The organism is Streptomyces sp. NBC_01260 (genome assembly GCF_036226405.1).
Classification (GTDB): Bacteria; Actinomycetota; Actinomycetes; order Streptomycetales; family Streptomycetaceae; genus Streptomyces; species Streptomyces laculatispora.
On the sequence record NZ_CP108464.1, the window covers coordinates 1,799,268 to 1,823,659 of the forward strand.

Consider the following 24,392-nt stretch of genomic DNA (forward strand, 5'->3'; position numbering starts at 1 on the left):
ACCTCATTTCCGACGAACGCGACCAGGGGCGACATCCCACCACAATTGTGCCGCCGGACCGCGCGGGTCCGGCGACACCTGGCTGGTACGCCCCGCCCGTGCCGCGCTCAGTGCTCGCGCGGCGCCGGCACCACCCGCTCCACCTCAAGGGGAACCGCGAGCAGCTGACGCATGGCCGCCTCGGCGCCTGCGGAGTCGCCGGACGCGAGGGCGTCGACGATCCGCGCGTGATGGCCGAGCGATGCCTCATTGGGGCGGTCACAACCGGTTACCGGACCGCCCGAGACATGCAGGGCGGCGGAAACGATGCCGGAGAGGTGCTCCAGCATGCGGTTACCCGCGGCCTGGATCAGCAGGGCATGAAACTCCGCGTCGGCCCGGGCGCACGTGATCACGTCAGCCTGTCCGAGCGCGTGCCCCATGATCTCGACCATGTCGGCGAGGCGCTGCTGAAGATCCTCACGGCCGTGACCCGCGGCCAGGCTGGCGGCGAGCGGCTCGATCGTCCACCGGAGCTCGCTCAGCTCGCGGCGCTGGTCGTCTCGCTGCGGGCCGAAGGCGCGCCATTCGATGATGTCGGGGTCGAGCAGATTCCAGTCACTGACGGGCCTGACCCGGGTACCCACATTGGGCCGGGCACTGACCAGCCCCTTCGCCTCCAGCACGCGCAGCGACTCCCGGACAACGGTGCGGGAGACCTCGAAACGCTGGCCGATCTCCTCCGGCACCAGGGGTCGGTCCGCACCCAGGTCTCCGGAGACGATCATCTGTCCCAGCTGCTGAACAAGTTGGCCGTGCAGGCCTCGGCCACGACTGGCCGAGCCCCGTCGGCCCACCCTGCCGAGCTCGTTGTCGGGACCGTTCCAGGAACGAATGGCGGCACGCTCGCCGGCCGGCGCCTCCGCATAGGGGTAACGATCGAGTTCGCCCGGGCCGGCGAGGCCGGAGTCGGCAGTGCGGGCGGCGGTCATCATGGTGTGCGCAAGGGTACTCACGCATCCTTTGTCGGCTCGGCTCAGCCGCCCCTTGAGGTCTTTGGTGAAAAGCACACGAAAGGGTGATCGGCACCCGCTTCCCAATTGACGCCTTATTTGAGCAAAACCGACATATCACACAGAGTTGTGGGGCTTTCGGCGTTCCGGCGTCGCCCTGCGATCACCAACGCACCCTGCCGCGAAGGCTGGTGAACAGATACGCGCAGATGAGGACCGACAACGACACGGTCAGTGCGGCCCCCACGGGATGTGCCACGACCTGCATCGCGCCCAGCACCCACCGGTCCGCCTCGTGCGGCCACTGCAGCCAGGCCAGATCCCGCAGCCGGCCCGGAAGTCCGGTCACCGAACGGGCGGTCGGAGCCTTCGGCATCCTCTGGACGAGCGGAACCATCAGCACCGGGACCGCGAGCACCGCGGCCACACCCGCCGCCGTCACCCGGAAGACCCCGGCGGCCAGCAGCCCGGCCCAGGCGCAGCCGACGGTCAGGCCCGACCAACTCACGGCCAGCGACATCACATTCGGCGGAATCCGGATCAAGTCGCCTCCGTACACGAGGCGGAGAGACGCTGCGGAGGCCAGCACGGCAAGCAGGGCGAGCAGCAGGGCGACGGCCGCGGACACCGCCAGTTTGGCGAGGAGCAGCCCGACGCGGCGAGGTACGGTGCCGCGGCCGGCGGCGAGCGCGGGGTAGCGGAACTCGTCACCGAAGGAGAGCGCCCCGAGCAGCCCGGCACAGAACGCGGCGGGCGGCAGCGGGAGCAGGGACGGCCAGGCGGCAAGCACGTTCGGCAGCGGCGTACGGCCGTTGCGGGCGAGCAGCACGGAGAGCCCGGCCGAGGCGACCAGGGCGACGGCCACGATCAGGGTCGTGGTCCTGACCCCGAAGAGGCGGCGCAGTTCGTAACGCACCGGGCGCAGCGGACCGCGGGCGGGACGACGCTTGATCGGCGGCGGAAGATCCGGCCCGGCGGCGCGCACGGCCGGCTGTGGCGCGGCCCCGGGCCCGTGGGCACCGGTTTCGTCGGCACCGGTCGCGGGAGTGCCGCCTCCGGGAACCGTGTGGTCGACGAGCGGGGCGGTGTCGCCGACCTCGTCGGCGAGCTGGTGTACGGGAAGCCCGTGCCTGAATGCCGTGTCGCCGATCTCCGCACAGCTGCTGCCGTAGACGGAGAGGCGGCTGCTGCTCGCCTCGGTGACAACCTCGACGGAACGCCGGGCCGCCCGCGCCTCGCGGCTGACGAGCGCGGCCAGGCGGGCGGCGTGCGGGGTACGGACCGCGACGCGGGGGCGGAGCCGGGTCCGTGCGAAATCGGCGGCGTCCTGGTCCGCGACAAGCCGTCCGCCGTCGATGGACACCACATGCCCCGCCGACCGCGCGGCCTCCTTGGGGTCGCTGGTGGTGTACAGCACGGCGCCTCCCCGGGCGGCGTGGGACCGCAGCACCCCGTGCAGCCAGTCGGCCTCCCGTGCGGCGAGGCCTTCCGTGGGCTCGTCAAGGATGAGCGTGTGCGGGTCGCCGAGCAGCGCGCAGGCGAGAGCCAGCCTGCGGTCCATGCCGAGGGAGAGCGAGGCGATGCGCTGATCGCCGAGCCCGGCGAGGCCAACGGTGTCGAGCAGTTCGTCGGCCCTGGACGCCGGTACGCCCGCCGCGGCGCAGAGCATGCGGAGCTGTCCCCGGGCGGTGCGGACCGGGTGGCCCGGCACATCCCCGAGCAGCACTCCCACTTCGCGGGCGGGGTCTGGGACGCGGTGCAGCGCTCTGCCCCGGAAGTAGGTGATCCCCCGGCCCGGCTCGAGTTCGAGCATCAGCCGCAGGGCTGCGGTTTTGCCGGAGCCCGGTGCGCCCAGAAGGGCGGTGACGCAACCGGTTCCGGCTTCGAACGTGAGGTCGTCCACGGCGGGCGGAAGTCCGCGGTGGCGGGCGCTGGTGAGTCCGATGGCCTGGAGCATCGCTTCTCTCGCAGGGGGTGAGACCGCTCGACGGGAGCGGGTACCTCAGCAAGATAACCCGACATATACGACTTTTTGCGCAGCGCCGCATCTCCGGCGTTCCGGCCTCACCCGCACAGGGCCCCGGGCGGCTGCCTCATCGGGCCCACGGGCACCCATCCGGTGCACGGCTCCACCGCCGACACGCCCGCTGAAGCCGGATCAGACCTCGGGCCGGAGCATCGGCGGGTTGAGCACGGTGGCCGCGCCCGACCGGAAGAGCTGGGCGGGACGGCCGCCCTGCCTGGTGGTCGTCCCGCCGGAGGGCACCAGGAAGCCGGGAGTGCCCGTCACCTTGCGGTGGAAATTCCGCGGGTCGAGCACCACGCCCCACACCGCTTCGTACACCCTGCGCAGTTCCCCGACCGTGAACGCCGGCGGGCAGAAGGCCGTGGCCAGCGAGGAGTACTCGATCTTGGAGCGGGCCCGCTCCACACCGTCGGCCAGGATCCGCGCGTGGTCGAAGGCCAGCGGCGCCCGGTGCTCGCCGTCACGTCCGTACCCGCCCTCCGGGCCGAGCAGGTCCTCGACAGGTGCCCAGCGCGCGCTGTTCGCGTCCCCGCCGGCCCGGGGAGCGGGCAGATCGGGGGCCAGCGCGAGGTGGGCGACGCTGACGACCCTCATCCGCGGATCGCGTCCGGGGTCCCCGTAGGTGGCGAGCTGTTCGAGATGAGCACCGTTCCCGACGGCCGGGACCGCGGGGTCGTGCGCGGACAGCCCCGTCTCCTCGACGAGCTCACGCGCCGCGGCGGCACCGAGGTCCTCATCGGCTTTGACGAAGCCGCCGGGCAGCGCCCACCTGCCCTGGAACGGCGATTCACCTCGGCGCACGACCAGCGCGCACAGCGCATGACGGCGCACTGTGAGCACGACCAGGTCGACGGTGACAGCGAAGGGCGGGAAGGTCGACGGGTCGTAGGGCGGCATGCCGTGATCATAGTCGTCTGCCTGACGATAAACACTCCCTTCGACTCGCTCTTCGTCCGTCCCGACACCGGCCGGAGCCGGCCCCGGCGCGCCCTGCCCCGCGCTCCCCCGCGCCTCGGGGTCCGGTCGCCGACACCTCGGATTCACCGTGTCGCCGGATTCCGCATCGCCGCCCGGGGTGCCCGGGAGCCGCAGCCCGTTACTCGCGGTGTGCCACCGTCATCGGCGGGTCCTGGCCCCCCGGCGGCCCTGGGTCCGCGACTGTCCGGCGCGACGCCTGCCGGTCGCGGGGCCGGTTGCCGTTCCGGGCCTGGTGGAGCGCGTCTGCGTCCCGCGTCGCACGGCTGCCCGCGCCCGTGCGGAACGGGCCCCCGCGACCCGTCCCGCACGGTGGCCGCGCCGCACCGTCCGTGTGGCGCGCTCACCGCGCAGGCAGCGTCGCAGCGTCTCCGGATCGAGGCCCTGGTTGCACGCCTCGTGCAGGAGCTGGGCGAAGGTGTATCCGGGATCCAGCCGCAGGGCGAGGCCCAGCGCGACCCGCGCGGCCGGTTCGTCACCGGTGGACCACGCGACCCAGCCCGCCAGGGTCAGCGGGGCCGCCGCGTGCTCCTCGTACGGCGCGACACAACGGCGTGCCAGCGCCCGCCACAGCCTCATCGCGGACTCCGCCTCGGGCCCTTCCATCCATTCCGCGGCCCTGTCGCGGGTCTCCCGGTCCTGGAGGCCGAGAATCACCGCGGCGGCCTCCTCGTGGCTGATCAGCCGGTCGTCGTTGAGGTCGGACACCGAGGGCAGCGCCGCCGGCGCCTCCCCGAGGCGTTTCATGAGCCGCCGGGCGAGCTTCAGCGTCGAGCCGCCGACCTCCCCGCGGCCCTCCTCGTCGAGGAGCTTCGGCAGCAGCGCGGCCCCTGCCGAATCGAGCGCCTGCTGCTGCCCCGTACCCGCCGTGGCTGTCAGGGGCGTCAGCCTCGCCTCCATCTCACGCAGCGATCCCCGTACTTGAATGCCCGCATAGGTCGCTGCGGCCGCCATCACCGAGGTGCCGGGCACGGCCAGCGGATTGCCGTCGACCGGGCAGCACCGGGCGTCGGGGCAGCAATAGGACCAGTAGCGGCTGTCGGAGATGCAGAGCGCTTCGAGCACGGGCACATCCAGTGCGCCGCAGGCGGTGCGCAGTCGCTGGGCGAAGGGCCGCAGACGCTCCATGATCTGGCTGCCGGTCTCTCCTTCGGCCGGATCCTGGCAGAGGAAGACGACGATCGCGTCGGGCCGGCCACCGCGCCGCTCGCTCCCCTTGACCAGACACTCCGCGAGTTGCTCGGCAACCGACGGCCACTCCTGCTCGGACTGCGGAATGCCGAGCCTGAGCCGCCCGCCGAAGCGGCCCCGGCCACCGTGCAGGGCGACCATGACCACGCTGTCGTTCGGATGGAATCCCATGAGATACGGGAGGGCATCGGCCAGCTCGGCCGGACCTCGCAGGGTGATCTGCTGCTCGTCGGACGGGCCGGTGGATTCGTGGTGCTTGTTCATGGCATGACCGTCTCGTACCGGGCGAGAATCCGCGACCCCCTGTGGATAAGTTATCCACAGGGGGTCGCGCGGCCGTTGTGGCCGCGAGCGGTCGTCGTGGTCGCTCTATCCGGCCTGAGCGAGAACGAGCGGGAGCACCTGACCGGCTCCGCCCTGGCGCAGGAGGCGTGCGCCGACGGCCAGGGTCCATCCTGAGTCGGTGTAGTCGTCGACGAGCAGGACCGGGCCGGGGGTGTCGGCCAGAGCGGCGGCGAGTTCGTCGGGGACGGTGAACGAGGCAGCCAGGGCCCGGAGCCGCTGGGCGGAGTTGCTGCGGTGGCTCGCGTACTCGCCGGCCTGCGCGGTGTAGGCCAGGCTGCCCAGCAGCGGGAGCCTGCCGACCCGGGCCAGCCCTTCGGCCACGGAGGAGACCAGGTGCGGGCGGGTGCGGGAGGGCATGGCGACGATACCGACCGGCCGCGCCACCGCGTCAGGGGCACCACTGGCCCAGCCGCCCGGTGAACGGGCCCAGTCGGCCACCACCGTCACGACGGCGGTCAGCACGTCGTCCGGGACCGGCCCGTCCGGTGCCTGCTCCGCCAGCAGGGGGCGCAGACGGTTGCCCCAGCCGATGTCCGACAACCTGCCGAGGGCGCGCCCCATGGCCGCCTGCTGGCCTGCGGGGATGCGGCCCTTGAGGTCGATGCCGACCGCCGCCATGCCCGTGGGCCACATGCGGCGCGGCTCCAGCTCCACCCCCGGGCGGTCCAGCTCGCCGGCCGCTCCGGCGAGAGAGCCCGGTGAGACGGCGGTATCGAGCCAGGGCCCTGCGCAGGTGTCGCAGCGACCGCAGGGGGCGGCCTTCTCGTCATCGAGCTGCCGCTGCAAGAACTCCATCCGGCACCCCGTGGTCGCCACGTAGTCCCGCATGGCCTGCTGCTCGGCCTTCCGCTGGCGCGCCACCCACGCATACCGCTCCGCGTCGTAGGTCCACGGCTGCCCGGTGGCCGTCCAGCCGCCCTTCACCCGCTTGACCGCCCCGTCCACGTCCAGGACCTTCAGCATGGACTCCAGCCGCGAGCGCCGGAGCTCCACCAACGGCTCCAGGGCCGGCAGCGACAGCGGCCGGCCCGCCTGCTCAAGGACGTCGAGGGTGCGTCGCACCTGCTCCTCGGGCGGGAAGCCGACCGAGGCGAAGTACGCCCAGATCGCCTCGTCCTCCCGGCCCGGCAGCAACAGCACATCCGCATGGTCCACCCCGCGCCCCGCACGCCCGACCTGCTGGTAGTAGGCGATCGGGGAGGAGGGCGACCCCAGGTGCACCACGAATCCCAGGTCCGGTTTGTCGAACCCCATCCCCAGCGCAGAGGTCGCCACCAGTGCCTTCACCCGGTTCGCCAGCAGGTCCTCCTCGGCCTGCAGCCGGTCTGCGTTCTCCGTCTTCCCGGTGTAGGAGGCCACGGGGTACCCGCGCTGCCGCAGGAACGCCGCGACCTCTTCCGCTGCCGCCACGGTCAGCGTGTAGATGATTCCCGAACCCTGCAGATCCCCCAGCCGCTCCCCCAGCCACGCCAGCCGGTGAGCCGCGTCCGGCAGCTCCAGCACGCCCAGCCGAAGGCTCGCCCGGTCCAGCGGCCCCCGCAGAACCAGGGCGTCACCGCTCCCCGTGCCCAACTGCTCGGCCACATCCGCTGTCACCCGGGCGTTCGCGGTCGCGGTCGTGGCCAGCACCGGCACCCCCGCCGGCAGCTCCGCGAGCATGGTGCGCAGCCGACGGTAGTCAGGCCGGAAGTCGTGCCCCCAGTCGGAGATGCAGTGCGCCTCGTCGACCACCAGCAGACCGGTCGTGGCCGCGAGCTTCGGCAGCACCTGATCGCGAAAATCCACGGAGTTGAGCCGTTCCGGGCTCACAAGGAGAACGTCGGTCTCGCCGCGCTCCACTTCCCCGTAGATCGTTTCCCACTCCTCCGGGTTGGCCGAGTTGATGGTGCGTGCCTGGATTCCGGCCCGCACCGCCGACTCGACCTGGTTACGCATCAGCGCCAGGAGCGGCGAAATGATCACCGTGGGTCCCGAGCCACGCCGCCGCAACAGAGCGGTGGCCACGAAATACACAGCCGACTTGCCCCAGCCGGTCCGCTGCACCACCAGCGCGCGACGGTGCTCCTGCACCAGAGCCGACACCGCCTGCCACTGGTCCTCCCGCAGCCGTGCCGAACCCCCGGGGTCACCGACGAGCTCAGCGAGGATGGCATCGGCTTCAGTGCGGAGCTCCAGGTTGTCCATGCCCCCATGCAACCCGATGGCACGGACAATCGACCACTTCACCTCGCGTGACAACCGACTCACAGGGCACGCACGCACCACGCGGCCGCCGGGTCGCACCGTCGTGAGCGTCGCGCTCAGGGGCCGTGGGTCGCGGACCGGGGCATGCCGTATCCCCAGCTGCCCCCGGAGCTGCGGCGGGCCGGAACAGGCGCTGCGTTTCCGCTGATCCTCGCTGTTCAGGCGTGACAGGTGGCGTCATCCGGGGCCTGATTGGGCAGGGATATCCGTGTCATTCCAGCTGATTACCGTCAGCTGCGCCGATTGCTCGTTGCCGCCTGCCGATGCGCCAGGAAGAATTGGACTCGCTCCCCGCACAGTTTCTTTCGCGGCCCGGAAGGGCTGTGCCGCGGCGCGCCCTCACCCGACCCTGCCCGCATCGTGGGCGCGTATGCGAAGGGAGGACCGTGACCTTCGGATTCGCTCCGTCCGCAGCCACTTCGATGTCGGCAGCCGCCGACTCCGCCAACCGCCTTGCCCGGATACTCGAACCGGCCGAGTGGGCCGCGGCGGGCATACCGCTGCTGCGCAACCCGCGCGAGGTTGTCAGCGGCCTGCACGCCAGACACCGGCCGGCTCCGGCGACCGCCGTCGTCGCCGTGCTCGATCACGAGGAACGCCTGACGGCCAGTGCCTCGTTCGCCCGCCGCTCGGTGACGGCGGACGGCTGGGAATTCCGCAACTCACTGCTGGCGCATCTGCGCCGGGTCATCCCGCACGATCTGCGCCGCCGCACACCCGTCCGTACCGCGGTACTTCTCTACTGCCGTGAGGGCGACGAGCGCTGGACGGAGGAGGACGGGGCGTGGATGTGGGGGCTGCGGGACGCCTGCACCCTGCACGGCCTCAGGTGCGGCGCGTACATCACGCTGACTCGCGGCGGCTGGCAGGTGCTGGGCGAAGGACGAGGCGGTCGCCGCCCCAGCTCCACCTCGCAGCCGGCCGCTCTCGCCGACGCGCTGGACCAGGAGCAGGCTCCGTCGCGCACCGGCGGTGGGGCGGCCCAGGCTCTGCACCGCAGCGCGGCCCGCTGACCCGGTCGTGGGCCCGGCCGCCCCTACGGGCAGCCGGGTCACCACAGGCCGGCTCGCGCTGCGGTCAGACGTCCGCGCCGAACACCGCGTTGACCGGCTGCGGGTCACCGCAGACGATCAGCAGGGCTCCGGCGCTGCGCTTCGCGGTGGACAGCGCCTGAGCGGCGGCGTCGTCCACGGCACCGTTGACCGCGACGATCACCACCGGCCGGGACTTCAGCCGGTCCGCGGCTGCGGCTCCGGCGAAGAACACATCGTCGCCGGCTTCGTGTTGGGCCCAGTAGGCGGCCTCACCGAAGGACAGCTCGTGCGTCGCCCACGGGTGCTGCTCACCCGTGGTGAGCACCAGGATGTCGCCGGGTGCCCGACCGGAGTCGAGCAGCAGGTCCACCGCCTCGTCGGCGGCGACGAGCGCGCCGTCGGCCGAGGCGGGGATCAGCTGGAGCTGCGGCGAGGAACGATTCTCCGGCGGAGCGGCCTGGGGCCGGCCGGAGGTGGGGTGCGGGCGCTGCGCCGGGGGCGCTGGCCTCGCGGGGCCGGGACCCGGACGACCGGGGCGCGGCATGGCCGCTGTACGCGGGCCGGGTACGGGACGAGGGGTCGACGCGGTACGGCCGGTGGCCGAAGTCGCGCGGGGACCCTGGGCGCTCTCGTGAATCTGAGGCTCCTCGGGGATGAGAGGCATGGGTGATTGTCTATCAAACGCCGACGTACAAGACATCGGCGGGTGGGCACGCGTGTGCGATCAGAAGTCGAAGCCGAGCTGGCCCCCGCTTTCCAGTGCGGCCGCCTCGGCGGAGAAGCGGACCTTCTTGAGGTGCTGCCACCTGGGCAGCGCGTCGAGGTAGGACCACGAGAGGCGGTGGTGGGCCGTGGGACCCCGCTCCTCCAGTGCGGCCCTGTGCACGGGGGACGGGTAACCGGCATTGGCACCGAACGCGAAGTCCTCGTACTCACCGGATTCCGCGCCGAGTTCGGCCATCACCTTGTCCCTGCGGACCTTCGCGATCACCGAGGCCGCCGCCACCGCGATGCAGGACTGGTCGCCCTTGATCACGGTACGGACCTGCCAGGGGTGTCCCAGGTAGTCGTGCTTGCCGTCGAGGATCACCGCGTCCGGACGCACCGGCAGCGCCTCCAGGGCGCGGACGGCCGCGAGCCGGAGAGCGGCGGTCATCCCGAGCTCGTCGATCTCCTGCGCGGAAGCGTCACCGAGGCCGTAGGCGGTGACCCATCGCTCCAGCAGCGGCGCGAGTTCGGCGCGGCGCTTGGGGCTGATCAGCTTGGAGTCGGTGAGCCCGGCGGGCGGCTTACGGAGACCGGTGACGGCCGCACACACGGTGACCGGACCCGCCCACGCTCCGCGCCCGACCTCGTCGACACCGGCGACGGTCCTGGCACCGGTGGTGGCGCGCAGTGAGCGCTCGACGGTGTGCGTGGGTGGTTCATACGGCATGGCGCCAGCAAGCGTACGCCGATGCGGCCGCCGAGAACACCCCGGGGCACCCGCCGGCCGCCGCCGTCCGGGGCGGATCATGACGGTGTCGCCGCCAGGGGCCCCGAGCGGCGTCCGGCGAGGACGGTCAGCGGGCGCCGGAGCGGAAGAACGGCATCGCGACCTGCCTGATCGATCAGCTCGGCGATGTCGCCGTCGTTCCATTCGCTGCCGCACACCTTGCTGCGACACATCATCATCGCGGGGATCACGTCGAAGGCCAGCCCGCGCAAGGCATCGGGGCGAACCTCACCCCGGTCGACCCCACGGCTCACCACTTCCCTGATGAGATCGGTCGACGGCCCGATCACACCGTTGAGGATCACCGACTGAAACCGTTCGGCCGTGCTCGCATCACACTCGTGAAGGACCGACCGCAGTGCGGTGCCGGACTTGGAGAGCATGCCGTCACGCAGCGTCCGGCACAGCTGGTAGAGGTCGTCACGGATGTTGCCGGAGTCGGGCGCATCGCCGATCGCCGGCAGCGCGCAGCGCAACGCGTCGGCGACCAGATCCTCCTTGGAGGGCCATCGCCGGTAGATCGCCGCCTTCCCGGTCTGGGCGCCCGCGGCGACCCCCTCCATCGTGAGCCCGTTCCAGCCGACCGTACTCAGCCGCTCCAGTGCGGCTTCGAGGATCGCGCGCTCCAGCACGGGGCCTCGGCGGCGGAGGGACACCACCGGCGGCCGGGCGGCGGCCGCCGATCGCGAAGTATCCATGAGCTTCTCTCCATCGAAAACAGGTTCGCCGCACCCGCACCGGCCCGACCGGCACTCGGACCGGGAGGGGCACAGCGGGACAGGGCGGTGCGTGGGGCCGGACGGGACCGAGCAGTCCCCGGCCGGGACGGCGGTTGCGGACGGGACCGGGCAACAGCGGATCCAGTGAACGCTTGCGTTCACTGGAGGGGACTCACTACCGTTGCGGGATCGAGGTGTTGCGACGACCGGTTGAATCCGCCTTCGGCGCCGCAGTCGTACTGCTCGCCTCGTTCGTCCTCATCGAGATGCGCGCCAGGGAGCCGATCACCCCGCTGCGGATGTTCGCCGACCGCAACCGCTCCGGAACGTACGTGATCATGCTCAGCCTGGCCGCGGCCATGCTCGGCATGTTCTTCTTCATCGTGCTGTTCGTGCAGAACGTACTGGCCTACAGCCCGATCGAATCAGGCCTGGCGTTCCTGCCCGTAGCCGTCGCGATCGCCGCCGGGGCCGGACTCTCGCAGCGGTTCCTTCCGGTGCTCGGACCGAAGCCCTTCATGGTCACCGGCTCGGCGCTCACCGGTGCGGGCCTCGGCTGGCTCACGCTCATATCCTCCTACAGCTCCTATCTGTCGGGGGTGCTGGGACCGATGCTGCTGTTCGGCTTCGGCATGGGACTGAACTTCGTGACGCTCACTCTCACCGCGGTCTCCGGCGTCGCCCAGCACGAGGCGGGGGCGGCGTCCAGCCTGCTCAACGCGAGCCAGCAGGTGGGCGGTTCGCTGGGACTCTCGATCCTGGTCACGGTCTTCGGCACGGCAAGCCGCAACGAGGCGGAGAAGCAGGTTCCGCGGTTCCTGGCGAAGGCGTCGCCCGGACAGAAGGCGGAGTTCGCCAGGACCCGGGAGCTGCCGGGGAGCTGGGGGCACCAGGTGCTCGCCCAGGGCATCTCGACCGCATTCATCGCGGCGGTTGCCATGGCGGCCCTCGCCCTGCTCACCGCGGCGCTGGTGATCCGTGTGCGCAAGAGCGATCTGGACGCGCTGAGCGGCAAGGCGTCGGCGGGAGGGCCGGCCGTGTAACGCACAGCTGTCCATGCGGACGGGGCCTGTCCGGCCCCGGTCCGCCGGACAGGCCCGCGTGGATCAGCAGAGGCGTACGGATCCAAACAGGGCGTACGGATCAGTACAGGCAGTACAGCTCAGTACGGGTCGTACGGGTCGTACGAGTCGCCCCCGTCGTCGCCTCGTCCGCTCCCTCCATCGCCCGGCCCCAAGCCCTGGCAGTCGCGCGCCCGCACACCGGGATCCCAGTCGCCGAGAATGTCCCGGGCCCGCGCCTCGCCCCAACTCGTCGCGTACCAGGGTGTGTCCGAGCTCCTCAGCGTCCGCTGGATCTCCTGAAGGGCGCAGGAGCGGAGCGGCTCGCGCAAGGTGTCCAGAGCCGGCACCGCATCGGCGGAGAGGCCACGGAGGTACTGGATGTCGATCGAGTGACCCTGGCGGTAGCGGTGGACGTTCTGTTCCGCGATCAGGCCGTCCGGCGAGACCAGCCCGAAGGCCAGCACCCCGACGGCCGCACTCGCCGCGACGGCGCGCGGAAGCAGCTTGGCGCCGAACACCCCCGCCGCCATGATCAGCACGAGGACCACACCGAGCCAGAGCTCCACCGCCGCCACGGAGATACGCAGCCGGGTCAGACCGTAGGCCTCGACGTACAGATCCATGCGCCGCAGTGCGGAGGCGACGACCACAAGGGTCAGCAGACACAGCGTGCCGAGCACGGCCCTCACGAGCGTACGGTCGCGTGCTCCGCCGCGAGGCGCCCAGCGCAGCGCGAGCGCGATGACCACAAGTGTGAGCAGGGTGGCCCAGAGGAGCTGCCAGAAGCCCTCGCGGGCGTACTGGGCGTACTGGTCACTGAGCTCGGTTTCGGCCATCACCTTGCCGTATCCGCCGAGCAGCACCGTGACCTGAATGGCGAGGAAGACGGCGAAGAGCAGATTCAGGACAATCAGCGGCAGCGCCCATTCCAGCCGCCCGCGTGCTGTGCCGGGAGGCACGGCCACCCCGTCCCAGCGCACCGGAGCGGCGGCAGTGTACGCGGCGGCGAGCGCACCCAGGAGCCCGATCACGCCGAGGAACAGCCGCCACGGGCCTTCGCTCAGCGACACATCGGGCATCAGGCTGCCGAGTACGTCGGCGAACGCGGCATCGGCGCTCGCGAAGAGCGCTCCGAACACGATGAGCAGCACAATCGCCACGGCCGTGGAACGGAACACGACACCCCAGCGGCCCCGGGAGTCCGCCATCCGGTCGCGTACGCCATGGGCGCACCAGCCCAGCGATCCGGCGACGGACGTCAGGAGTCCCAGCGAACCGAGGAAGATCCCGAGCCAGCCACGACTGCCGTGCAGCGCGAGCGAGCCCACCGCCACGGCGGACACGACGGCGAGGAAGACCGGCCAGCCCGCGTCCCGGAGTGCCGGGACGACGAGGAGCGAGAGGCCGCCGACCGCCCAGACAGCGGTCCACGGGCGCAGCCGGCGACCGGCCGCCCGTGCGGCGAAGTGCGCCGCGAGGGCCGCGGGCACCGCCACGACGAGCAGGTTCGGACCGATTCCGTCACCGAGCAGCAGGGCGCTGAGCAGCGCGGTGGCCAGCACGGACCAGAGAGTGGCTACGGGGATGACCCCCGGTTCGGCGGGGCGGATCCGCGTGAGCTCCGAGGGCGTCCGCTTGGCGTTGTGTCCCCAGGGAGCGGGCGGCGGCTGCGGATGGGCCTGCTGCGCGTACTTCGGCACCTTCAAAGGCTCCGGCACGGTGTCGCGCTCGTCCGGGACGGCGGGAGTCGGCGTGCCGGCCTGCGCGGGCACCTGCGCGGGCTTGGACAGCTGTGCTTTGGCCGGCCCCGTCCCGGGCGCCCCCGCCCCGGACGCTCCGGGCGGATCCGCCGGCTCCGGCGACCCCGATGCATGCCCAGGCCGGGGTGGTTCTGATCTGTGATCGGACATGGGACCCCTCCCCACCGAGGTCCGCCCACGCGAGCCCTGGGCAGCGCGCGGCCCCCCGGCATCTCATTCGGTGCGCACCCGTCGTAATGATCACCGAGGGCGGCGTGGCCGAAAGAGTAACCCCCCGTTACCGGCGTCGACCGAACGGGGAAGCGCTGTGGCAGTACCGTGACACTCGGGTACGGCGCGCCGATTCCTACCGGGCCAGCCAGCCGGGAAGCTGCTCCGTCCTGGCCGTCCAGTCCGCAGGTGGCGCGCCCGCCGTGCCCGCCGCGACCACTCCGCCGACGATCGCGCAGGTCGTGTCGACATCTCCGCCCGCCTGTGCGGTCACCCAGAAGGCCTGCTCGAAGTCGCCGAGGCTGCGGGCCGCGGACCAGAGGGCGAACGGGACGGTGTCGTGCGCGCTGGTACGACGGCCGTTGCCGAGGACCGCGGCGACCGTGCCGGCGTCGCGGTAGTCGAGCATGTCGCGCGCCCGGCGCAGTCCGGCACCGACCGCGCTGCGCGGTACGAGCGCGATGACGCCGTCGAGGAGGTCCGCCGGCTTCGGCGGGCCGGCGGGCGACGCCGCGAGCGAGGCGGCCGCCGCCACGGCCATCGCGCCCACGACGGCTTCCCGGTGCTGGTGGGTCGGGTACGAGGAGATCTCGGCCTGGTGCGTGGCCTGCTCGGGGTCGTCCGCGTACCAGGCACCGAGCGGTGCGATGCGCATCGACGAGCCGTTGCCCCACGACCCCTGGCCGTTGAACAGCGCGGAAGCCAGCTCCCGCCAGTCCCCGCCCTCCCGGACCAGCCTGAGCAGGCGGTTCACGGCAGGACCGTAGCCCCGGTCGAAATCGTGGTGCACCGCGAAGGAGCGGGCGAGCGCGTCCTGGTCGATGCGGTCGTGCCCCCGGAGCACGGACAGGACCGAACAGGCCATTTCCGTGTCGTCGGTCCACTGCCAGGGCCCCGGGGGCAGGGCACGGTCCTTCAGGAGCGGATAGTTGGCGGGCACAAAGAACTGGGAGCCCAGAGCGTCTCCCACGGAGAGGCCGCGCAGGCTGGCAAGGGCGCGTTCGAAGCGCTGGTCGGAAGCCGATTCGGTCATCGCTCCCACTCTATCCGGTGATGCCGTACGGCTCAGGGGTACGCCAGCGCTCGAACGGCCGGTCAAGTGTGTAGCGCCCGTCCTTGCCGAGCACCAGCGTGCGGGTCTCACCGTTGCCCGGGTTCGAGAGAGACTCGAATTCCGCCACGGACCAGTGGAACCAGCGCATACAGAACAGCCGCATGGTCAGACCGTGTGTGACCAGCAGGACGTTCGGCGGGTGGTCCGGGGCCTCGAAACTCCGGTGCAGGCTCTCCAGGAAGGCGCCCACCCGGTCGTACACATCCGCTCCGGACTCGCCCTGCGCGAAGCGGTAGAAGAAGTGCCCGTAGGCATCCCGGTACGCCTTCTGCAGCCTGACGTCATCCCGTTCCTGCCAGTTCCCCCAGTCCTGCTCGCGCAGCCGCGGCTCCTCCCGCACCCGCACGCGTTCCAGGTCGAGGCCGAGGGACCTGAACGTCTCGTGCGTACGGCGGTAGGGCGAGACGTACACACTGACCCGCTCGCCGTCGAAGAGCTCGCGCAGCCGCACCCCCGCCTCGCGAGCCTGCCGCAGCCCTGTCGCGGTAAGCCTCAGCGCGTGGTCGGGCTCACGCTCGTACACAGTGTCATCGGCATTGCCCTCGGACTCGCCGTGACGGACGAGGACAATGCGTTGCGGTCTTGCCATGTACCGACCCTAGATCGAGTCGCCACCGTTCGAGCAATTGTCCGGATCCCGACCCGTCGCATGTCGCGGGCGGGACTCCGACGCCTGGTCCGCTCACACCGTCCACGACGGTTCGAGCTGCACCACGTCCCCGGAGAGCGCCGCGACGTCGTCCTCGGTCTGCGCCCGCTGCGAGAGCCGTTCGACACTCCCCGCCCGGTACTTGCCGCGTTCGGCGCTCGACTGCCACATGGAAAGGACCAGGAACTCATGGCCCGGCGCCTCTCCGAACACTCCTCGCAGCATCCCGGGCGATCCGGCCATCGCCGGATTCCACACCCGCTGCTGCATCAGCGCGAAGTGCTCGACCCGGTCCTCGTGCACCTTGCTGTGCGCCACCCTGAGCACGTCCGCGTCGGTGAACCCGGGTTCGAATCCGGTCTTCACGTCGAAGCGGTACTCGAACAGCTTGACCTGTATGTCGTTGCAGGTACCCGACTGCGCGGCGGCCAGGGCGTCGTGCCCGCGTGCCATGAAGGAGTCGTAGAAGACCCGGTTCTCCCAGAACGCGAAGACATGGGCCACCTCCGGCCGGCCACGGCTCCAGCCGCCGCCCTGCCCCCTGAACCCCGGCTCCCCCAGCAGCCCCGCCCACTTCCGCTGCCCCCGCTCGAAACCGCGACGGTCGACCACATTGCAGCGAATCCACTTGACCAGCACGGCCCCATCGTACGGGTGTCGGACGTGGCATGGGCCACGCTCTGCCGTAGTGCACCGGAACGAGCCTGCGCAGTTCGCCAATCCGTCCTTCAGCGCCCTCGAAGGGCTCCCCCTCGACTCCTGGCTCGCGCCCGAACTCGCCCTCATCACGCCCGGAACGGCCCTCCACCAGACGTACTTCCCGCAGCGGATTCCGCACTGAGGCACCCGGTTCGAGCGGTGGCCCGATTCCGCCGCCCGTGGCCAAGCCGGTTGGTTTCACGGACAGTTACGGACATGATCGGGTAATGGAACCGGAGCGACGGCCCCGCGCGCGAAGGAGGGAAGTCCGATGAGCACGCCCAACAAGGACATCGAGAAGGTCGAGGTCAGGCTCAAATGGGACCCCAGTTCTCAAGGCGAATCCCCCAATGACCTCGACATAATCGCGGCAACCTACTCGACCGAGGAGCCGTACGGCAGCCCCGTGTACCTCGTGCACTTCGACAGCCGCGCCCCGGACGGCACCATCACGCTCAACCGGGACAGCCGGACCGGTCAGGGGCTGGGATACGACGAGGTGATGACGCTGGAACTGGACCGGCTGTCGGAGTCGTACGCCCGGGTCATCGTCGGTGTGGCCATCCAGCAGCGCGACGGCCACAAGACCTTCGACGCCGTGGAGAACACCGCGGTGCAGGTCCGCGAGGGGTACGACAGCCTGGCCGAGGACGATTTCTCGGCGGTCGGCGCCGCGACGGCGGCCGTCGTCGCCGAGTTCGTCCGGGACTCCTCGGGCGTCTGGCGGTTCCACGACACGGTACGGGGCTTCGACGGGGACGCCGACTCGTTCGCCGCGACGATGGGAAGCCGCCCGCCCGGAGCGTGAGGCTCGGGATACGGGAAGGGGCGGGAAGGTCTCCGAGGAGACCTTCCCGCCCCTTGGCCGGCCGCTGTGCGCGGCTCAGCCGTGGTGCCTCATGCCGCCGGGATCAGCTGCAACCGCTGGTCGAGCCGCAGCCCTCGCAGATGTAGCAGGATCCGGCGCGCTGCATCTTCGTACCGCAGGAGAAGCAGAGCGGGGCGTCCGCGCTGATGCCCAGCTGCATCTCGACGAGTTCCGCCGAGGTGTGAGCCGTCTTCGGGTCCGGCTTCTCGGCCTCCCGCACGGGGGCGACCGCCTTCAGCGGTTCCGGCGTCCGCACGGGGGCGGACTGGGCCAGGCTCTCGACGTCCAGATCCTCGTCGTCCAGCGAGGCCTCGTACGAGCCGGTGTCGAGGTGGCGCTGACGCTCGTCGGCCGAGTGGATGCCGAGTGCCGAGCGGGTCTCGAACGGCAGGAAGTCGAGCGCCAGGCGACGGAAGATGTAGTCGACGATCGACTGCGCCATCCGCACGTCCGGGTCGTCCGTCATACCGGCCGGCTCGAAGCGCATGTTGGTGAACTTCGAGACGTACGTCTCCAGCGGGACGCCGTACTGCAGACCGACCGAGACGGCGATGGAGAAGGCGTCCATCATGCCCGCGAGGGTCGAACCCTGCTTGGACATCTTCAGGAAGACCTCACCGAGACCGTCGTCCGGGTAGGAGTTGGCGGTCATGTAGCCCTCGGCGCCGCCCACCGTGAAGGAGGTGGTGATACCGGGACGGCCCTTGGGCAGACGCTTGCGGACCGGGCGGTACTCGACGACCTTCTCGACCGCGGTACGGATGGTGTCCTCGGCCTTGGCGGTGACCGCCGCCTTCTCCTTCTCCTTGGTCTTCGCGGAGAGGGGCTGGCCGACCTTGCAGTTGTCGCGGTAGATCGCGAGCGCCTTGACGCCCATCTTCCACGCCTCGAAGTAGACCTCTTCGACGTCCTCGACGGTGGCCGTCTCCGGCAGGTTCACCGTCTTGGAGAGCGCGCCGGAGATCCACGGCTGGATGGCCGCCATCATGCGCACGTGACCCATCGCGGAGATGGAACGCTCGCCCATCGCGCAGTCGAAGACCTCGTAGTGCTCCGGCTTCAGGCCGGGCGCGTCGATCACATTGCCGTTCTCGGCGATGTGGGCGACGACCGCCTCGATCTGCTCCTCCTGGTAGCCCATGCGGCGCAGGGCCTGCGGCACGGTGCCGTTGACGATCTGCATCGAGCCGCCGCCGACCAGCTTCTTGAACTTGACCAGGGCGAGGTCGGGCTCCAGGCCGGTGGTGTCGCAGGACATCGCGAGACCGATGGTGCCGGTGGGCGCGATGACCGAGGCCTGCGCGTTGCGGAAACCGTTCTTCGCGCCGAGGCGGATGACGTCCTGCCAGGCCTCCGTGGCGGCGGCCCAGATCTGGTTGTCGAGGTCGTCCGCGTGGACGGCCACGGCGTTGGCGTCGGAGTGCTGCTTCATGACGCGCTGGTGCGGCTCGGCGTTACGGGCGTAACCGTCGTACGGGCCGACGACCGCCGCCAGCTCCGCGGAGCGACGGTAGGAGGTGCCGGTCATCAGCGAGGTGATGGCGCCGGCGAGCGCGCGGCCGCCGTCGCTGTCGTACGCGTGGCCGGTCGCCATCAGCAGGGCGCCGAGGTTGGCGTAACCGATGCCCAGCTGGCGGAACGCGCGGGTGTTCTCACCGATCTTCTGGGTCGGGAAGTCGGCGAAGCAGATGGAGATGTCCATCGCGGTGATGACCAGCTCGACGACCTTGGCGAAGCGCTCGGACTCGAAGGACTGGTTGCCCTTGCCGTCGTCCTTGAGGAACTTCATCAGGTTCAGCGAGGCCAGGTTGCACGAGGTGTTGTCCAGGTGCATGTACTCGCTGCACGGGTTCGAGCCGTTGATCCGGCCGGACTCGGGGCAGGTGTGCCACTGGTTGATCGTGTCGTCGTACTGGATGCCGGGGTCGGCACAGGCCCAGGCGGCCTCGGCCATCTTGCGGAAGAGGGACTTGGCCTCGACCTCTTCGATGACGTCACCGGTCATCCGGGCACGAAGCCCGAACTTCCCCCCGGCCTCGACGGCCTTCATGAACTCGTCGTTCACCCGGACCGAGTTGTTGGCGTTCTGGTACTGGACGGACGTGATGTCGTCGCCGCCCAGATCCATGTCGAAGCCCGCGTCACGCAGGGCGCGGATCTTCTCCTCCTCCTTCACCTTGGTCTCGATGAAGTTCTCGATGTCGGGGTGGTCGACGTCGAGGATGACCATCTTGGCCGCACGGCGGGTGGCGCCACCGGACTTGATCGTTCCGGCGGACGCGTCGGCGCCGCGCATGAAGGAGACCGGACCGGAGGCGTTGCCGCCGGAGGAGAGGAGCTCCTTGGAGGAGCGGATGCGGGAGAGGTTCAGGCCGGCGCCCGAGCCGCCCTTGAAGATCATCCCCTCTTCCTTGTACCAGTCGAGGATCGACTCCATGGAGTCGTCGACGGCCAGGATGAAGCAGGCGGAGACCTGCTGCGGCTGGGGCGTGCCCACGTTGAACCAGACCGGCGAGTTGAAGCTGAAGATCTGGTGCAGGAGGGCGTACGCCAGCTCGTGCTCGAAGATCTCCGCGTCCGCCGGAGAGGCGAAGTAGTCGAAGTCCTCACCGGCCTTCCGGTAGGTCTTCACGATCCGGTCGATGAGCTGTCGCAGACCGGTCTCGCGCTGCGGGGTGCCTACGGCCCCGCGGAAGTACTTGCTGGTGACGATGTTGACCGCGTTCACCGACCAGAAGTCGGGGAACTCGACGCCACGCTGCTCGAAGTTGATCGAACCGTCGCGCCAGTTGGTCATGACGACGTCACGGCGCTCCCACGCCACCTCGTCGTACGGATGCACGCCGGGGGTGGTGTGAATGCGCTCGATACGCAGGCCCTGCTTGGTCGCAGTCGACTTGGTTCCCTTGTTGCGGGAACCTCGTGCCGGGCCGCTCGCCGTCTCTGTCATGCCGCCTCCCATATGTGGGCAAAAACGCCCTGAAGTGCCGAGAACTTCCCCGAGCACAGTGTGTGTCTGGTACTTCGGACGCCGCGCAGGGCATCCGGAGCAGGTCTGTGTGCCGCTCGGCCGCCGGTCCGCGGACCGGCGACGATCGGCCTGCGCCGCTCAGTCGGCGGCGACGGCGGGAACGGGGACCTCAAGGGTCTCGCCGGTCCCGCATCCTTCTACGGGAGGCCGCTGCTCGCGGAGTTCCACGATGGCGGCCTCGAAGTCCTCGAGACTGTTGAACGCCCGGTACACGGATGCGAACCGCAGGTACGCGACCAGGTCGAGTTCCTGCAGGGGGCCGAGAATGGCCAGCCCCACGTCGTGCGTGGTCAGCTCGGCGCTGCCGGTGGCACGCACCGCCTCCTCGACCCGCTGGCCGAGTTTGGCGAGGGCGTCCTCGGTGACCGGCCGCCCCTGGCACGCCTTGCGCACCCCGGAGATGACCTTGGTGCGGCTGAAGGGCTCGGTCACGCCGCTGCGCTTCACCACCATGAGCGAGCAGGTCTCCACCGTCGTGAAACGGCGGGAGCAGTCGGGGCACTGACGGCGCCGGCGGATCGAGGTCCCGTCGTCGGTGGTGCGACTGTCGACGACCCTGCTGTCGGGGTGCCTGCAGAAGGGGCAGTGCATAGCTCCCAACCCTCCTTCACAGCACGACTGAATGGCCTCTTCAGGCCCCGCGAGGGGCCTTCGAAGCAGTCTCAAGCATAGGCGATGACCGCACCCCCAAAGGACGGGGACCACAACTTCTGGGCGGCTGGAACAATCGAACCACTAGATATTGGGTTTGGCCGCGCATTTGGCCCTAGCGCGTGTCGCGCGTCACGGACGGCCGGAAGGCAGCGTACGACCGAGCACGAGGGTACGGGAAGCGCGCGGCTCCACTCATTGCGGGGCGGCGGCTTCCGGGGCGCGAGGAAGACCGGACGGCGCCCCCGCGCGGCGCCGCCGCGGCCGCGAACGCTACCGTAATGGTCCGAATTGCCGTTCGACCCGACGGCGGGCGGCACACACCCCGGCTTCGCTCATACACCCAGCAATGAACGCCCAACAGGCTTTTATTTGTTTTTCACTCGAACGTGTGTTTGGCGCAACCTTTCGAAAGCTACTACCGTTGTGCAGCTAGGGAGACCATTCGAGAGGGGCCGACGTGACCACCACCGCAGACAGTGCCATCATCACTGCCCAGGACCGCTCCCAGAGCCGACTCGAGCCGGTGCATGCCATGAATGACTCAGTCACGAACACGGAGGGACCGGAGCCCGCGCGCCCAGCGCGCTCGCTGCCCGGGCGACCTCCTGGAATCCGAGCGGACAGCTCCGGGCTCACGGACCGGCAGCGGCGAGTGATCGAGGTCATCCGGGACTCCGTGCAGCGGCGGGGATACCCCCCGTCGATGCGGGAGATCGGTCAGGCGGTGGGCCTTTCCAGTACGTCCTCCGTCGCGCATCAGCTCATGGCTCTGGAGCGCAAGGGATTCCTTCGCCGCGACCCTCACCGCCCCCGGGCGTACGAGGTGCGCGGTTCGGATCAGCCCAGCACACAGCCCACGGACACCACGGGGAAGCCGGCGGCCTCCTATGTGCCGCTGGTCGGCCGGATCGCGGCCGGTGGCCCGATCCTCGCCGAGGAATCCGTCGAGGACGTCTTTCCGCTCCCCCGCCAGCTGGTCGGTGACGGAGAGCTCTTCGTACTGAAGGTCGTCGGCGACTCGATGATCGAAGCGGCGATCTGCGACGGGGACTGGGTCACCGTCCGCCGCCAGCCCGTGGCGGAGAACGGCGACATCGTGGCGGCGATGCTGGAGGGCGAGGCCACGGTCAAGCGCTTCAAGCGGGAGGACGGTCATGTCTGGCTGCTCCCCCACAACTCCGCGTACCAGCCGATCCCCGGCGACGAGGCGACCATCCTCGGCAAGGTCGTGGCGGTGCTGCGGCGGGTGTGACGTCTCGCCTGCTCCGACGGGGCCCCGGGATCGGTACAGCCGATCCCGGGGCCCCGTCCGTGCGACCCGGCCCCGTACGGAACTACTTCTCCTCGGCCTTCGCGGCGGCGTCGATCGCGGCGAGCGAGCGACGCGTCTGGTTGCGGTCGGTCGTGTACCAGAAGTCGGGGAGCGAGGCGCGCAGATAGCTCCCGTACCGGGCATTGGCGAGGCGCGGGTCGAGCACCGCGACGACGCCCTTGTCGCCTGTGGCACGGACGAGTCGGCCGGCGCCCTGCGCCATCAGCAGCGCGGCGTGTGTCGCCGCGACCGCCATGAAGCCGTTGCCCCCCGCTTCCTCGACCGCCTTCTGGCGCGCGCTCATCAGCGGGTCGTCGGGTCGGGGGAACGGAATCCGGTCCATGACCACCAGCTGACAGCTCGCCCCGGGGACGTCCACACCCTGCCAGAGCGAGAGCGTGCCGAAGAGGCAGGTCTCCGGGGAGGCCGCGAAATTCTTGATCAGCTCCCCCAGCGTCTCCTCGCCCTGGAGCAGGATCGGCCTCTCCAGCCGGCCCCGCAGCTCCTCGGCGGCCGCCTGGGCGGCCCGCATGGAGGAGAACAGCCCCAGTGTGCGGCCGCCTGCGGCCTCCACCAGCTCGGCGAGCTCGTCCAGCATGTCGGTACGGGAGCCCTCCCGGCCGGGTGTCGCCAGATGCCGGGCGACGTACAGGATTCCCTGCTTCGGGTAGTCGAAGGGCGAGCCGACGTCGAGCCCCTTCCACTGCGGGATGTCGTCACCGGCGGTGCCCTCGGGGGCGAGCCCGAGTGACGCGCCCACCCCGTTGAAATCGCCGCCGAGCTTCAGCGTGGCCGAGGTGAGTACGACGGAGCGGTCGGTGAAGAGCTTCTCGCGCAGCAGTCCGGAGACGGAGAGCGGGGCGACCCGTACGGAGGCACCGAAGCGGTCATGGCGTTCGTACCAGACGACGTCGTACTCGGACCCCTGCGTGATGCGTTCGGCGACACCGTGGATGGTCTCCACCGAGGCCAGTGCCTGCTTGCGGACGGCGTCCTCGTCCTGGACGGACTTGTCCCGGGTGGAGCCCAGGGCGGAAATCACCGTACGTGCCGCGTCGCGCAGGGCCATCAGCGCGTAGCCCAGATCCTCCGGCACCTCCTCCAGACGGCCGGGAAGCGCCAGCTCCATCACGCGCTCGAAACCTTCCGACGCGCTCTGCAGCGCGTCGGCGGCCTTCTCGTTGACCAGCTTCGCCGCGCGGCGCACCGCGCGGCCGACCTGGCCGGGAGTGAGCTCGCCGGTGGCCACGCCGGTGACCCTGGAGACCAGCTCATGGGCCTCATCGACGATCAGCACCTCGTGCTGCGGGAGCACCGGGGCGCCCTCGATGGCGTCGATGGCCAGGAGCGCGTGGTTGGTGACCACCACATCGGCGAGCTTCGCCCGCTCACGGGCCTGTTCGGCGAAGCACTCCGCCCCGTACGCGCACTTGCTGGCGCCCAGGCACTCGCGCGAGGAGACGGAGATCTGCGCCCAGGCGCGGTCGGAGACACCCGGGGTGAGGTCGTCACGGTCGCCGGTCTCCGTCTCGTCCGCCCAGTCCCGCATCCGCAGCAGGTCCTGACCGAGCTTGCTCGACGGGGCCGCGGCCTCGAACTGGTCGAAGAGCCCCTCTTCCTCCTCCTGCGGCACTCCTTCGTGGAGGCGATGCAGGCAGAGGTAGTTCGACCGGCCCTTGAGCATCGCGAACTGAGGACGGCGGCGCAGCAGCGGATGCAGGGCGTCGACCGTACGCGGCAGGTCCCGCTCCACCAGCTGTCGCTGGAGGGCCAGGGTCGCCGTGGCCACCACGACGCGCTCGCCGTGCGCCAGGGCGGGCACCAGGTAGCCGAGCGATTTGCCCGTGCCGGTACCGGCCTGGACGAGCAGGTGGGAATGGTCGTCTACGGCCACGGCGACGGCGTCGGCCATGGCGGCCTGACCGGGCCGCTCCGTACCGCCGACGGCGGTCACGGCGGCGTGCAGGAGCTCGGGGAGGGATGGCTTCGTCATAGCCCGACCAGCCTACG

19 protein-coding genes and 1 pseudogene are annotated in these 24,392 nt (G+C 70.5%); 5 read left to right on the forward strand and 15 right to left on the reverse strand.

The annotated features are described in order from the left end of the window. Window positions 1-107 precede the first annotated feature (107 nt). From OG322_RS07845 to OG322_RS07865, 5 genes are all read right to left on the reverse strand, one after another. On the reverse strand, window positions 108-995 hold the full coding sequence (locus OG322_RS07845) for a FadR/GntR family transcriptional regulator (protein ID WP_185095454.1): 888 nt from the start codon (window positions 993-995) through the stop codon (window positions 108-110). Between the two features lie 160 nt (window positions 996-1,155). Continuing rightward, entirely contained in the window at window positions 1,156-2,949 is a 1,794-nt protein-coding gene (locus OG322_RS07850; RefSeq protein ID WP_123462812.1) for an ABC transporter ATP-binding protein, read from the reverse strand. Between the two features lie 201 nt (window positions 2,950-3,150). Continuing rightward, entirely contained in the window at window positions 3,151-3,915 is a 765-nt protein-coding gene (locus OG322_RS07855; RefSeq protein WP_123462810.1) for an NUDIX hydrolase, read from the reverse strand. Between the two features lie 219 nt (window positions 3,916-4,134). Continuing rightward, the gene (locus OG322_RS07860; RefSeq protein WP_123462808.1) at window positions 4,135-5,448 is read right to left on the reverse strand and encodes a DUF4192 domain-containing protein; all 1,314 of its coding nucleotides are present in this window, start codon (window positions 5,446-5,448) and stop codon (window positions 4,135-4,137) included. A gap of 105 nt (window positions 5,449-5,553) precedes the next feature. Then, window positions 5,554-7,713, reverse strand: coding sequence for a RecQ family ATP-dependent DNA helicase (locus tag OG322_RS07865; RefSeq protein WP_329306246.1), 2,160 nt, complete (start codon window positions 7,711-7,713; stop codon window positions 5,554-5,556). Window positions 7,714-8,159: 446 nt separating this feature from the next. Here OG322_RS07865 and OG322_RS07870 point away from each other — a divergent pair, with 446 nt between their 5' ends. Beyond that, complete coding sequence (locus OG322_RS07870; RefSeq protein WP_123462804.1) at window positions 8,160-8,786, forward strand: hypothetical protein; 627 nt, start codon at window positions 8,160-8,162, stop codon at window positions 8,784-8,786. Window positions 8,787-8,850: 64 nt separating this feature from the next. On the opposite strand, the gene OG322_RS07875 is transcribed toward OG322_RS07870, so the two are convergent. From OG322_RS07875 to OG322_RS07885, 3 genes are all read right to left on the reverse strand, one after another. Beyond that, entirely contained in the window at window positions 8,851-9,471 is a 621-nt protein-coding gene (locus OG322_RS07875) for a hypothetical protein (protein WP_329306247.1), read from the reverse strand. A 60-nt stretch (window positions 9,472-9,531) separates the two neighbouring features. After that, window positions 9,532-10,242, reverse strand: coding sequence for a ribonuclease HII (locus tag OG322_RS07880; protein WP_123462800.1), 711 nt, complete (start codon window positions 10,240-10,242; stop codon window positions 9,532-9,534). Between the two features lie 77 nt (window positions 10,243-10,319). Beyond that, window positions 10,320-11,000 carry a TetR/AcrR family transcriptional regulator gene (locus OG322_RS07885; RefSeq protein ID WP_123462798.1) on the reverse strand — a complete coding sequence of 227 codons (681 nt, stop codon included), beginning with the start codon at window positions 10,998-11,000 and terminating at the stop codon, window positions 10,320-10,322. Window positions 11,001-11,239: 239 nt separating this feature from the next. On the opposite strand from OG322_RS07885, the pseudogene OG322_RS07890 reads away from it, so the two are divergent. Then, a pseudogene (locus OG322_RS07890) lies at window positions 11,240-12,064 on the forward strand (MFS transporter); the annotation flags it as partial. A 119-nt stretch (window positions 12,065-12,183) separates the two neighbouring features. Here OG322_RS07890 and OG322_RS07895 read toward each other — a convergent pair. The 4 genes from OG322_RS07895 to OG322_RS07910 form a co-directional block, all read right to left on the reverse strand. Next, window positions 12,184-13,995, reverse strand: a complete 1,812-nt coding sequence (locus tag OG322_RS07895; RefSeq protein ID WP_329306248.1) for a DUF4153 domain-containing protein — start codon at window positions 13,993-13,995, stop codon at window positions 12,184-12,186. A gap of 196 nt (window positions 13,996-14,191) precedes the next feature. Then, window positions 14,192-15,088, reverse strand: a complete 897-nt coding sequence (locus OG322_RS07900) for an ADP-ribosylglycohydrolase family protein (protein WP_124285388.1) — start codon at window positions 15,086-15,088, stop codon at window positions 14,192-14,194. 10 nt (window positions 15,089-15,098) lie between these two features. Next, the gene (locus tag OG322_RS07905; RefSeq protein WP_123462794.1) at window positions 15,099-15,758 is read right to left on the reverse strand and encodes a histidine phosphatase family protein; all 660 of its coding nucleotides are present in this window, start codon (window positions 15,756-15,758) and stop codon (window positions 15,099-15,101) included. A 93-nt stretch (window positions 15,759-15,851) separates the two neighbouring features. After that, window positions 15,852-16,457 carry a YdbC family protein gene (locus OG322_RS07910; protein ID WP_124285387.1) on the reverse strand — a complete coding sequence of 202 codons (606 nt, stop codon included), beginning with the start codon at window positions 16,455-16,457 and terminating at the stop codon, window positions 15,852-15,854. A gap of 49 nt (window positions 16,458-16,506) precedes the next feature. Here OG322_RS07910 and OG322_RS07915 point away from each other — a divergent pair, with 49 nt between their 5' ends. Then, window positions 16,507-16,659: a hypothetical protein gene (locus OG322_RS07915; protein ID WP_164494442.1), complete on the forward strand. Its 153-nt coding sequence runs from the start codon at window positions 16,507-16,509 to the stop codon at window positions 16,657-16,659. Between the two features lie 129 nt (window positions 16,660-16,788). Further along, window positions 16,789-17,325: a TerD family protein gene (locus tag OG322_RS07920; protein ID WP_123462789.1), complete on the forward strand. Its 537-nt coding sequence runs from the start codon at window positions 16,789-16,791 to the stop codon at window positions 17,323-17,325. A gap of 103 nt (window positions 17,326-17,428) precedes the next feature. On the opposite strand, the gene OG322_RS07925 is transcribed toward OG322_RS07920, so the two are convergent. Beyond that, window positions 17,429-20,335, reverse strand: a complete 2,907-nt coding sequence (locus tag OG322_RS07925) for a vitamin B12-dependent ribonucleotide reductase (protein WP_123466122.1) — start codon at window positions 20,333-20,335, stop codon at window positions 17,429-17,431. 159 nt (window positions 20,336-20,494) lie between these two features. After that, complete coding sequence (nrdR, locus tag OG322_RS07930; protein ID WP_073737717.1) at window positions 20,495-21,007, reverse strand: transcriptional regulator NrdR; 513 nt, start codon at window positions 21,005-21,007, stop codon at window positions 20,495-20,497. A 520-nt stretch (window positions 21,008-21,527) separates the two neighbouring features. Here nrdR and lexA point away from each other — a divergent pair. After that, on the forward strand, window positions 21,528-22,322 hold the full coding sequence (lexA, locus tag OG322_RS07935) for a transcriptional repressor LexA (RefSeq protein ID WP_123462787.1): 795 nt from the start codon (window positions 21,528-21,530) through the stop codon (window positions 22,320-22,322). Between the two features lie 82 nt (window positions 22,323-22,404). Here the strand turns inward: lexA and OG322_RS07940 are convergent, their stop codons facing one another. Continuing rightward, window positions 22,405-24,375 (reverse strand): ATP-dependent DNA helicase, encoded by a 1,971-nt coding sequence (locus OG322_RS07940; protein WP_123462785.1) that lies wholly within the window; start codon window positions 24,373-24,375, stop codon window positions 22,405-22,407. Window positions 24,376-24,392: the final 17 nt, after the last annotated feature.